The sequence below is a fragment of the Microbispora sp. CL1-1 genome (assembly GCF_012034195.1).
Classification (GTDB): Bacteria; Actinomycetota; Actinomycetes; order Streptosporangiales; family Streptosporangiaceae; genus Microbispora.
The window spans coordinates 1-375 of record NZ_JAATEK010000212.1; the positions used below are offsets into that span (position 1 = coordinate 1).

At 68.5% G+C, this 375-nt stretch carries 1 pseudogene; it reads right to left on the minus strand.

Features of this window, described 5'->3' with window-relative positions:
- Window positions 1-375: pseudogene (locus HCK04_RS40665) on the minus strand (DNA-directed RNA polymerase subunit beta); the annotation flags it as partial.

Sequence of the window (375 nt, forward strand, 5' to 3'; positions counted from 1 at the left end):
AATCTTGTCGTCGACCAGGTGCAGCAGCTTCAGGATGTAGATGTAACCCACCGAGATCGGGTGCGGGAACGGCTCGCCGGAGCGGCCGTCGAACAGCCGCGCCTTGCCGTTCTCCCCCACCATGCGGGAGCCGTCCCGGTTGAGGAGGGTGTTGTTGAGCAGGCCGACGATCTCCTCCTCGTGGGCGCCGTCGAACACCGGCGTGGCGACCTTGGTCCAGGGCTCGACCCTGCCCAGGTCCTTGTCACGCAGGCGCTCGGCCCAGGCTTCGTCGAGACCGGAGACGTCCCATCCGCGGGCGGCGATCCACCCGAGGTGGGTCTCCAGCACCTGGCCGACGTTCATCCGGCCCGGCACGCCCAGCGGGTTGAGCAC